The 10,979-nt window shown below is 67.3% G+C and carries 10 protein-coding genes and 1 riboswitch; of the genes, 4 read left to right on the top strand and 6 right to left on the bottom strand.

Annotated features, from left to right (window positions below; genetic code table 11):
• Nucleotides 1-30 precede the first annotated feature (30 nt).
• The 5 genes from BSIN_RS15645 to thiC all read right to left on the bottom strand — a co-directional run bounded on the left by BSIN_RS15645 (nucleotide 31) and on the right by thiC (nucleotide 5,405).
• Complete coding sequence (locus tag BSIN_RS15645; RefSeq protein ID WP_089341184.1) at nucleotides 31-1,320, bottom strand: sensor domain-containing phosphodiesterase; 1,290 nt, start codon at nucleotides 1,318-1,320, stop codon at nucleotides 31-33.
• Between the two features lie 12 nt (nucleotides 1,321-1,332).
• Nucleotides 1,333-2,265: a DMT family transporter gene (locus tag BSIN_RS15640; RefSeq protein WP_089341183.1), complete on the bottom strand. Its 933-nt coding sequence runs from the start codon at nucleotides 2,263-2,265 to the stop codon at nucleotides 1,333-1,335.
• Between the two features lie 183 nt (nucleotides 2,266-2,448).
• Nucleotides 2,449-2,703, bottom strand: coding sequence for a hypothetical protein (locus tag BSIN_RS15635; RefSeq protein ID WP_089341182.1), 255 nt, complete (start codon nucleotides 2,701-2,703; stop codon nucleotides 2,449-2,451).
• A 217-nt stretch (nucleotides 2,704-2,920) separates the two neighbouring features.
• Complete coding sequence (locus tag BSIN_RS15630; RefSeq protein WP_059514057.1) at nucleotides 2,921-3,133, bottom strand: YMGG-like glycine zipper-containing protein; 213 nt, start codon at nucleotides 3,131-3,133, stop codon at nucleotides 2,921-2,923.
• A 340-nt stretch (nucleotides 3,134-3,473) separates the two neighbouring features.
• A complete protein-coding gene (gene thiC / locus BSIN_RS15625) occupies nucleotides 3,474-5,405 on the bottom strand; it encodes a phosphomethylpyrimidine synthase ThiC (RefSeq protein WP_089341181.1) in 1,932 nt (643 codons plus the stop codon).
• Between the two features lie 165 nt (nucleotides 5,406-5,570).
• Nucleotides 5,571-5,687, bottom strand: a riboswitch (TPP riboswitch).
• A gap of 183 nt (nucleotides 5,688-5,870) precedes the next feature.
• On the opposite strand from thiC, the gene BSIN_RS15620 reads away from it, so the two are divergent.
• From BSIN_RS15620 to BSIN_RS15605, 3 genes are all read left to right on the top strand, one after another.
• Nucleotides 5,871-6,182 (top strand): hypothetical protein, encoded by a 312-nt coding sequence (locus BSIN_RS15620; RefSeq protein WP_089341180.1) that lies wholly within the window; start codon nucleotides 5,871-5,873, stop codon nucleotides 6,180-6,182.
• A 13-nt stretch (nucleotides 6,183-6,195) separates the two neighbouring features.
• The gene (locus BSIN_RS15615; protein WP_089341179.1) at nucleotides 6,196-7,056 is read left to right on the top strand and encodes a DUF1223 domain-containing protein; all 861 of its coding nucleotides are present in this window, start codon (nucleotides 6,196-6,198) and stop codon (nucleotides 7,054-7,056) included.
• A gap of 385 nt (nucleotides 7,057-7,441) precedes the next feature.
• Nucleotides 7,442-8,377 carry an EamA family transporter gene (locus tag BSIN_RS15605; RefSeq protein ID WP_089341177.1) on the top strand — a complete coding sequence of 312 codons (936 nt, stop codon included), beginning with the start codon at nucleotides 7,442-7,444 and terminating at the stop codon, nucleotides 8,375-8,377.
• A gap of 338 nt (nucleotides 8,378-8,715) precedes the next feature.
• On the opposite strand, the gene BSIN_RS15600 is transcribed toward BSIN_RS15605, so the two are convergent.
• The gene (locus BSIN_RS15600; protein WP_089341176.1) at nucleotides 8,716-9,912 is read right to left on the bottom strand and encodes an MFS transporter; all 1,197 of its coding nucleotides are present in this window, start codon (nucleotides 9,910-9,912) and stop codon (nucleotides 8,716-8,718) included.
• Nucleotides 9,913-10,212: 300 nt separating this feature from the next.
• Between BSIN_RS15600 and BSIN_RS15595 the strand changes: the two genes are divergently transcribed.
• Complete coding sequence (locus BSIN_RS15595; protein ID WP_173678696.1) at nucleotides 10,213-10,971, top strand: COG4705 family protein; 759 nt, start codon at nucleotides 10,213-10,215, stop codon at nucleotides 10,969-10,971.
• Nucleotides 10,972-10,979: the final 8 nt, after the last annotated feature.

The raw sequence follows: 10,979 nt of genomic DNA, 5'->3' as shown, positions 1-10,979 counted from the left end.
CGCGGCCGGTGTGCCGGACGAAGCGCGCGGCTACATGCCGGCCGAGCGTGCGCCGGCATCGATACCGGGCGCGGAGGCGAGATCGACGCAGAACACTTTTAGCGTGGCGTTGAGCAGGATCGCGACCGCTGCCGTATAGCAGTCGCGGCCGTCCGTCAATGACACGTGCGGTCCCATCAACGCAACGCGTCCCGGTGTGGCGATCGCGCGCTGAAAATACGCGCGGCGCGACCAGTTGCAGTGCAGATCCGACATCAGCGGCGCGAGCCGCCGCGTTGCCGTGCGTGGCGTGTTCGACGCGATCGACGGTTCGATCTGATCGCCGTTCGCCTCGGCGACGAACACTCGCCGCACGCTCGGATGCGCGAACATGCGTTGCGCGGCGCCGCGCAGATCGCCGGTCGCCGCGTATTCGGCGGCGCCCGCGAGCACGATGCGCTCGATCGCGTCGACACCCGGCTGCGCGCTGTTGCGCCGCTGGCGCATCCGTTCGGCGAAACGCGACCATGCGGCCTCGACGCATGCGCTCACCTGGGCGCCCGCGTGCGCGATCGAAGGGCCGGGCTGGCCGAAGCAGAAGCCCTGAACGAAATCGACGTCGGCATCCATCAGCAACTGTAGCGCGTCGTCGGTTTCGACGCCTTCCGCGAGTACCAACGCGCCCGCGTGATGCAGCATCGTGACGAGCGGTGGAATCAGCCGGTGCGCGTCGTTGGCCGTGAGCGCGTGCTCGACGATCGAGCGGTCGAGTTTCACGATGTCCGGCTTGATTTGCCAGATGCGATCGAAATTGGAAAAGCCGGTGCCGAAATCGTCGATCGCAATCAGAAAATCGCCGTGCTGGATTGCATCGAGCGTATGTGCGAGCGCGACTTCGTCGCGCGACGGTTGTTCGATCACCTCGAGCACGACGCGCGCCGGCGGCAGCGCGAAGCGGGCGCACAGCGTCTCGATGAATTCGCGCGGCGCGCCGCCAGACACGAAAATTTGCGGCAGCACGTTCAGGAACAGCCAGCTCAGGCCGGTGTCCTGCGCCGCGAAGTTCGCCGCGTGCAGGCAGCGCGTGAGCCGATCGAGCAGCACCGTTTCGCCGCGCGCCTGCGCACGGGCGAACAGCACGTCCGGCGTGACATGCGCGCCGTTCGCGTCGGTGGCGCGCACGAGAGCCTCATAGCCGACGACACGTTTGTGCGTAAGCGAAATCACCGGTTGGAAAACGCTCGCGAGCATCGCGTCGTGATAGCGCGCGCACCAGCCGTCGTCGCAGACGATGAGCCGCGAGATCAGGCTGTCGAGCGAGAACTCCGGCGCTTTGCTCATCGTGTGCCGGCGTCAGCGCGCCTCGCTGTGCCGGGCGCCGAGGCCGGGAAGCCGCTTGATCACGCCGGTCGCAAGCGCGGTGCCGAGCAGCACGATCGCGCCGCCTTCGATCATGCCGGTCGATACGTGCTCGCCGAGAAAGAGCGCGCCCCATAGGATGCCGAACACGGGAATCACGAACGTGACGGTGATCGCGCGCGCCGGGCCGACATGGGCGATCAGGTAGAAAAAGATGAAATAGGCGATGCCGGTGCACGCGATGCCGAGCGCGAGCACGGCTTCCCATGCGTGCGCGGAGACGGCGGCGGCCGGCCAGGTCGCGAGCGCGAACGGCGCCAGCAGGAGCGTCGAGCTGATCATGCTGCCTGTCGCGCTGATGAGCGGGTCGACGCCCGTGAGCTTGCGTTTCGTATAGTTCGCGGCGATGCCGTACAGCAGCGTCGCGCCGAGCGCGGCCGCGGCGGCGAGCGCGACCGTGGCGGGCGCGGCCTGGTTCGAGCCGTGCGCGGAGAACACTTGGTCCCAGACGAGCGTGAGCACGCCCGCGAAACCGATCACGAGGCCGAGCGCGCGCGGCAGCGGCAGGGCTTCCTTGAGCCATAGATACGCAACGAGCGCGCCCCAGAGCGGCGCGGTCGCATTGATGACCGACGTGACGCCTGCCGACAGCGTCAGCTCGGCGAACGCGAACAGGCAGAACGGCGCGCCGGAGTTCAACACGCCGACCATGAAGAGCGGCCCGGCATGCTTGCGCAGCGTCGCGGCAAGCTCGCGCGGGCGGTAGCGGGGGAGCGAGAGGGCGATCAGGAACAGCGCGCCGATTGCGACGCGCAGCGCCATTAATGGCGCGACGCCAAACTCGGCCACGCCGACGCGGATGAAAAGAAACGACGCGCCCCATAGCGCGGCGAGGACGATCAGCAGGAGTGCGTTCTTGAAATTCATCGACAGGGCAGGACGGGAGGCGGGTGGAGATAAATGCTTGAAGCATCTTACACCGCGCTGTCGTCCGACGTTTCACGCTGTGACGAAACAACCGATCAAACAGCAAGCAATGATCGGAGAAGAACGCAACGGCTCCCGCGCGGCCGCTGGCGCGTCCTGTACGTGCGTCCGGGCGGTTGGCGCTCAGTGGTGACGCCAATAGCCGCGACCGCCGCCCCAATAACCCCGATGACCGCCCCAGTAACCGAAATTGAGCGACAGCGAAGGCGCCGGATAGTAGTAGCTCGGATAGGCCGGCGCGACATACGCGGGCGCAGTATAGACGGGCGCGGTTTCGACGGGCGCAGCGGCGTAGCCGGCCGGATAGTAGCCATATGGGTAATAGCACCCGGCGAGCGCTAGGCTCGCGGCCGCGGTGACGATGAGGGTCTTGTACATGATGGTGACGCGCTCGCGTGCGGGGCAGGTTTCGATGCGTTCGAGCTTAGATCGGTCTTATATGAAACGCTGTGTGAAACGGTAACCGATCATTTCGCGAAGCCGCCGCGCCACGTAGGACGCGCGCGTCGCCGCCGTTGTGCCAAAGGCTTGGCTGCCGGCGCGTGTCGTTCGCCGGGCGGCGTCGAACGGCCCGCGCCCGGCCCGCGCACCGGCGTTACTTGCCGACCTGGCTGCCGATCAGGCCGCCCGCCGCCGCACCGCCGACCGTCGACAGCGCGTTGCCGCCGAGCGCCGCGCCGGCGACGCCGCCAATGCCTGCGCCGATCGCCGCGTTACGCTGTTGAGTGGTCATCGTATCGCACGCCGACAGGCCTGCGACCGTGGCGATGAGCATCGCGCATACCCCAATACGCCGAATCGATTTCATGGTCCAATCCTCAGATAAAAGTGACGTCCCGGATAAAAGTGACGTAACAGAGACGTGTAGACGCGTATTTCGTCATGCTGCCTACGTCTGAAAATCTACGCGGGCCGCTTCGGTTGCGCTGTAAAGACTTGTTAGGGCGTTCGCGCTTTCGTAATCAAATGTTTCGCCGCGTCAGGCGCCTGCGGCAAGCCGGCACGGCATGCGTGGGGGCGCCGTCGGCGGCGAACGCGGCCAAGCGTGCGGCCCCCCGCGCGATCGCGCGCGAAAACAACAAAAGCCCGCGCTGCGCGGGCTTTCGAGGGGGCGGTCGAACATGCGGCCGTGGGCGGCCGTGCGGGCGTCATTGACGCTGATAGATTTGCGCACCGCTCTGCACGAACTCGACGGCCTTCACCTCGAGCCCCTTGGCGAGCGCATCGGCTTCGGACAGGCCTTGCTGGGCCGCGAACTCGCGCACGTCCTGCGTGATTTTCATCGAGCAGAAATGCGGGCCGCACATCGAGCAGAAATGCGCGACCTTCGCCGAATCCTTCGGCAGGGTTTCGTCGTGGAATTCGCGCGCCTTGTCCGGATCGAGGCCGAGATTGAACTGGTCGGCCCAGCGGAATTCGAAGCGCGCCTTCGACAGCGCGTTGTCGCGCACCTGCGCGCCCGGATGGCCCTTCGCGAGATCGGCCGCGTGCGCGGCGAGCTTGTACGTGATGATGCCTTCCTTCACGTCGTCCTTGTTCGGCAGGCCGAGGTGCTCCTTCGGCGTCACGTAGCACAGCATCGCGGTGCCGAACCAGCCGATCATCGCCGCGCCGATGCCCGACGTGATGTGGTCGTAGCCCGGCGCGATGTCGGTGGTCAGCGGCCCGAGCGTGTAGAACGGCGCTTCGTCGCACCAGTCGAGCTGCAGATCCATGTTTTCCTTGATCAGTTGCATCGGCACGTGGCCGGGGCCTTCGATCATCGTCTGCACGTCGTGCTTCCACGCGATCTGCGTGAGTTCGCCGAGCGTCTTCAACTCGCCGAGCTGCGCTTCGTCGTTCGCGTCGTAGATCGAGCCGGGGCGCAGGCCGTCGCCAAGCGAGAAGCTCACGTCGTAGGCCTTCATGATTTCGCAGATTTCCTCGAAGCGTTCGTACAGGAAGCTTTCCTTGTGATGCGCGAGGCACCACTTCGCCATGATCGAGCCGCCGCGCGACACGATGCCCGTCATCCGGTTCGCGGTGAGCGGCACGTATTGCAGGCGCACGCCGGCATGGATCGTGAAATAGTCGACGCCTTGCTCGGCCTGCTCGATCAGCGTGTCGCGGAAGATTTCCCAGGTCAGATCCTCGGCGCGGCCGTTGACCTTTTCGAGCGCCTGGTAGATCGGCACCGTGCCGATCGGCACCGGACTGTTGCGGATGATCCACTCGCGCGTTTCGTGGATGTGCTTGCCGGTCGACAGATCCATGACCGTGTCGCCGCCCCAGCGGATTGCCCAGGTCATCTTGTCGACTTCCTCGCCGATCGACGACGTGACGGCCGAATTGCCGATGTTCGCGTTGATTTTGACGAGGAAGTTGCGGCCGATGATCATCGGCTCGGATTCCGGATGGTTGATGTTCGCCGGAATGATCGCGCGGCCGCGCGCGACTTCGTCGCGCACGAATTCTGGCGTGATCGCCGCGAGCGCATGAGCGCCGAATGCCGCGGCGCCGAACGCCTGGCCCGGATGCTGACGGCTCATCATCGCGGCGAGCTTCTCGCCGTTCGGGCCGCTCGCCTTCAGGCTCTCGATATATTCGGTGCGGCGCTGGTTTTCGCGGATCGCGACGAATTCCATCTCCGGCGTGATGATGCCCGCGCGCGCGTAGTGCATCTGCGTGACGTTCGCGCCCGCTTTCGCGCGGCGCGGCTGGCGGTGCAGGCCCGGAAAGCGCAGCTCGGCCGTGGCCGGATCGGCCGCGCGCTCGCGGCCGTATTGGCTCGTGAGGCCCGCGAGCGTCTCGCTGTCGCCGCGCGCCTCGATCCAGCGCTGGCGCAGCGCGGGCAGGCCTTGGCGGATGTCGATTTTCGCGTCGGGGTCGGTGTACGGGCCGGAGGTGTCGTACACATAGATCGGCGGGTTACGCTCGCCGCCGAAGTTCGTCGGCGTGTCGGCCTGCGTGATTTCGCGCATCGGCACGCGGATGTCCGGCTGCGAGCCCGTCACATAGACCTTGCGCGAGTTCGGCAGCGGCGCGATGGCGGCGGCGTCGACGCGCGCGTCGGCGGAAAGGAATTTGGGGTTGGCGTTCATGCGATCTCCTATCGATCAGAGTGGGCGCTTTCGCGTGTGTCGACCGGAGTGAGTGCTCAAGCACCGACGCCGGTCTCACGCAGCGCGCTCTGGTCTCATGCAAGCTGAAGCGGGGTGCTAAGCAGGAGACGAGATTCGCAATGCGACGGGATTCTGACGCAGTTGTGACGAAGCCCGGACGCTTCCCTGCGCTGGCATTATCCAGATCAGGTTCAAAGGGTATTTCTCACCCGCTGCGGCAATCGGCAGACCGATCGCCACGCAGGACCCCCGCGTTAGCAAGCGCACACGATACACCGGGACGGCAACGGTTTCAACCGGGGGCGGATCGCACGCTCGCCCCGTGTGCGTCGCGGGCCGTGCGGCATTTGCGCGGCGGCGCGGCATTTTTTTCGCGCGGCCTGTCATATCCGGCCGCGCGCGACGACTATTCGGCTCCTCAACCAAAAACGACGGAGTGATCCCATGAAAAAGCGCCTGATGGCTTGGGCCTGTGCGGCCGGATTTGCGCTGGCTGCCGGAGCCGCGCTTGCGCAGAACGCGGCGATGCAGAAGGACGGGGCAGCGATGCGGGCCGATGCGATGTCCAACGGTGCAATGGCGCAGCCCCAAGGTGCGATGCCGAAAAGCGCGATGCCCGGCGGCGCGATGCCCGGCGACAGCATGCGCATGAAGCCGGCGAGTGCGTCCAAGCATGCGATGCACAAGCGCCATGCGCCGGCGAGCGCGATGAAAAAGACGATGTCGCCGGGCGAGCCGAGCCCGATGACGAACTGAGATCGACGCCGCCATGTTGCCGCAGTGGCTTCCGGTCTCGATGCGCATTGCCGTCGCGGCACTCGCGTTCGGCGCGGCCTGCGCCGCCGATGCGGCAGGCGCCGTGTGCGCTGCGCGCAGCGGGGCCAGCCGGCAAGTGCTCGTCGAACTCTATACGAGCGAGGGGTGCAGCAGTTGCCCGAGCGCCGACGGCTGGCTCGCGCGGCTCGCCGCGCAGCGCACGGCGTTGCGTGTCGTGCCGCTCGCGCTGCACGTCGATTACTGGGATGGCCTCGGCTGGGCGGATCGCTTCGCGCAGCATCGCTTCGCCGAGCGGCAGGCCGCGCTGGCGGCCAAGTACGGCGGCGGCGTCGTCTATACGCCGGAAATCGCGGTGGCTGGCCGTGAAATGCGCGACTGGCGGGATGTGGACGCGTTCGCGCGGCGTGTCGCCGCGACGGCGGCGCAGCCCGCGCGTATCGGGATTGCGCTGGCGGCGATACCGGGTCCGCACGCGCTCGATGTCGCGCTGTCGGTGCTCGCGCGCGACGGCGCGCCGCGCGCGCTCAACGCCTATGTCGCGTTGTACGAGAACGGCTTGACGTCGGACGTGCGCGCGGGCGAGAACCGCGGGGCGACGTTGCGTCATGAGCGCGTCGTGCGGCAATGGCTCGGCCCGCTCGTGTCGACAGTGCCTGCGCCTGCGCCGGCGGTAAGGCTCGACGTGCGGCGCAGCCTGCCGTATCCCGACGGCTGGCGCATGCGCGATGCGGCGCGTTACGGCATTGTCGCGTTCGCCGAGGATGCCGGCACGGGCGAGGTGTTGCAGGCGGTCGATCTGGGTTTGTGCGCGAACTCGCTGGCCACGGCCGTGCCTACTGAAAAGCGACAATAAATAGCGCAAATGCGACAACGGCGTATCGCGATGATGGCGATGGAGCGCTGCGGCAGCTTGCCGATATCGGCCGTGGATCGAAGACAGCATTCGCACCCATGAAATGTCGCGCCGAAACATCACCGAATGCGCATTCGAATCGGCTTGACAATTATTTTCTATTCCTTAATGCATAATGTCCGCGCGGCGTCGTGCCATTCGGCCGCGCCCGTTTTCGTTCAAGCTCTTCAATCCTCTTCCGCCATCATCGGTCATGCTTGCCGTCGCACGTCTCGTCCCGCCGTTTCGCATACAGTCATCCGCCGCTGTCCTTCAGGCGATTTGCCCGGCAGGCCATATCGCGCTTTGCGCCGATATGCGCAATCTCGCGCAGGCAAGCTGACCGATGACGCCATTCGACCGTTTGCTCGCGTTCGTCAAGCGCCATCCGCCTCGTCTGCCGCGCAGCCGCGGCGGCCGGGTGGCGCTGGCGCTGACGTTCATCTATTTCGCGTGGGGCTCGACCTATCTCGCGCTGCATGTCGCGCTCGGCTCGTTTCCGCCGCTGATGCTGTCCGGGCTGCGCAATCTGCTCGCGGGGATCGGGCTGTTCATCTTCGCGATGCGGCGGCGCCCCGTCTGGCCGACGTTTGTCGAAGTCCGCAACGCGGTGCTGGTGGGCACGATGCTCGTCACGCTGTCGTCGGGATTCATCGCGCTCGGGATGCGAACCGTCAGCAGCGGCTCGGCGGCCGTGATGGTCGCGACCGTGCCGCTGTTCGCGACCGTGATCGCGTCGATTGCCGGGCGGCGCGTCACCGCCGGCGAGTGGACGGCCGTCGGGCTCGGGATGGCCGGCATCATCGTGTTGAATTCGGGCGGCGCGTCGTCGCCCGGCTCGACGCTCGGCAGTATTACGGTGCTCGCGGGCGCGCTGTTCTGGGCGGGCGGCGCGCATCTGGCCGCACGGCTCGCGCTGCCGCGGGATCTGTTTTTATCGACGGCGCTGCAAATCGGCTTGGGCGGCGCGGCCTCGACGGTGATTGCGTGGCTGCTTGGCGAGCGCATCGAGCACGTCGCGTTGCTGCCCGGCACCGCGTTCGTTTATTTGATGCTTGCAGGCACGATGGCTGCGTATGTCGCGTATGGTTATCTGATCCGCCATACGAGCCCGATCATCGCGAGCAGTTGCATGTACGTGAACCCGGTCGTGGCCGTCGCGCTTGGCGCGCTGCTGCTCGGCGAGCCGGTGACGCTCGCGACCGTGATCGCGACGGTGGCGATTCTCGGCAGCGTCGGCCTGTCGTTCATCTTCGATCCGGCGCGCAAGCAGCCGCAGTAAGCCGCGGTAGCGTTCACGCGCAGCGCGCCGGCGGGCGCCGGCCGTTGCGCGCGTTCATGCAGTCCGGCGGTCGCGGGCGGCTCGCGCTTGCCGTTGGCCGCGGCGCGCTGATTGCGGCCCGGCGGTTTGCGGTATGGATGCGCAGTATTCGTCGCTGCGCGGCGAATCGTCCGGAACGGCTCGTTAGGATTCGAGATGCGACTCGGCGGCTCGATGCCACACGCGTTGAGCAGCGTCGACACGATTCGAAGGTCGCTCGTCGAACTCCGGGCCTTCAAACGTTCCGAAGACTTGATCCGAAGACTTGAAGCCCCAGCCAAGCGCCTCGCCGCGCGCGCTTACGCTGTATCCGCCCGGCCTTTGTAGTGAACGAACGCCGCGACGAGCGCGAACAGCAACCCCACCGCGCACGTGCCAAGCCATCCCGTCGCGCGCCATGCGGTAACGCCCGCCCACGAGCCGATCGCGCCACCGACGAAATAGCAGACCATGTAGACCGTGTTCACGCGGCTGCGCGCTTCGGGCTTGAGTGCGTAGATGCGCGATTGATTCGAGATCTGCGCGGCCTGCACGCCGATGTCGAGCACGATCACGCCGATCACGAGCCCAACGAGGCTCGTCCCCGACAACGCGAAAATCACGAACGATATGGCGACGAGCGCGATCGCGAGTGTCACGATCGCGCGCGGGCCGCGCTTGTCCGCGAAGCGGCCTGCATAGGGCGCGGCGAGCGCGCCGCATGCGCCGACGATGCCGAACAGCCCCGCTGCCTGCGGGCCGAGATGAAACGGTGCGCCGGCGAGCAGCAACGTGAGCGCCGGCCAAAACGCGCTGAACGCGGCAAAGATCGCCGCGCCGGTTGCCGATGCTTCGCGCAGCCCGCGCAATTCGCGCGCGAGCTGCCACATTGATGCGAGGAGCTTGCCGTATGGCAGCGTCGACGTCGGCGTGCTGCGCGGCAGGCGCATCGCGATCACGGCCGCGAGCGCGGCGAGCGCCGCGACCGACGCGCCGAACACCGCGCGCCAGCCGAAATATTCGGCGACGAAGCCAGCCGCGGTGCGCGCGAGCAGGATGCCGAGCAACAGCCCGCTCATCACGGTGCCGACTGCCTGCCCGCGCTCGGCGGGCCGCGCGATCTCGGCGGCGAACGGCACGGCCTGCTGCGTGACCGTGGCGAGGATGCCGATCGCGAGGCTCGCGGCCGCGAGCACGGCGAGCGTCGGCGCCGTGGCGGCGGCGACGAGCGCGAGCGACAGCCCGGCGATCTGCACCAGCATCAGCGTGCGCCGGTCGAAGCGGTCGCCGAGCGGCGCGAGCACGAACATGCCGGTCGCGTAGCCGAGCTGCGTGGCGGTCGGCACGACGCCGATCCATGCTGCGTCGCCCGGAAACGATAGGCGAAAGCTGTCGAGCAGCGGCTGGTTGTAATAGATGTTCGCGACGCAAACGCCCGCGATGATCGCGAGCAGCAGCAACAAGCCGCGCGAGTCGCGGCGCGACGCATCGGCGAAAACAGGGTTCGAGGCGGACATGACGCGTGTACGGAAGAATCGGCGCGCCCGGCCGCGCGGCATGCGCGGCCGGGCTGGGCCGGTGAGTCGGGACGGCGCAAGGCCGGAGCGCCGATCATACCGGAGGCCACGAAAATCCGCTGACGGCCGCTTCGTTAAGCTGGTCTTAAGCGCGCGGCTCGCATAGTGGCGTCCAAGCGAGCCTCGAGCGCCGGCGGCACCCGCCGGTGCCGTAGCGGCACGGCTCGCACGATGCGATTCACGCCGCGAGACAAGGAGAGTCCGATGAATCCTGCGATCCGTTCGCATGCCGCCCCCGGCATGCTCAACAAGGTTCCGGAGGTCACGCTGGCCTTCTGGGTCATCAAGATCATGTCGACGACGGTCGGCGAGACCGGCGCCGATTATCTGGCGGTGCACGTCGGGCTGGGCGCGGCCGTCACGGGCGTGCTGACGGCGTGCCTGCTGAGTGCCGCGCTGGCGCTCCAGTTGCGCGCGCGCGCCTATGTGCCGTGGCGGTATTGGCTGGCGATCGTGCTCGTCAGCGTGGCCGGCACGCAGATCACCGACGCGCTGACCGACGGCCTCGGCGTCAGCCTCTACGTCAGCACGCCGCTGTTCGCCGCGGCGCTCGCGGTGACGTTCGCGCTCTGGTATCGCTGCGAACGCACGCTGTCGATTCACACGATCGTCACGCCGCGCCGCGAGGGGTTCTACTGGGCCGCGATCCTGCTGACGTTCGCGCTCGGCACCGCGGCGGGCGATCTCGCGACCGAGGCGCTCGGTCTCGGTTTCCGGCTTGGGATCGTGGCGTTCGGCGGCGCGATCGCGCTCGCCGCCGTGGCCGCGGCGCTCGGGATGAACCGTGTGCTTGTGTTTTGGCTCGCGTACATCCTCACGCGCCCGCTTGGCGCGTCGCTGGGCGATTTTCTGTCGCAGGCGCAGATGTACGGCGGCCTTGGGCTCGGCACGATCAAGACGAGCGCCGCGTTTGTCGCGGTCATCGTCGTGCTCGTCGCGGGCTTGTCGGTGGCCGCCGTGCGCGGCGGCCAGCCCGGCGCGTCGCCGCAACGGCGCTGAACGCATGC

Source organism: Burkholderia singularis (genome assembly GCF_900176645.1).
Classification (GTDB): Bacteria; Pseudomonadota; Gammaproteobacteria; order Burkholderiales; family Burkholderiaceae; genus Burkholderia; species Burkholderia singularis.
This window is presented reverse-complemented; position numbering and strand designations above follow the sequence as displayed.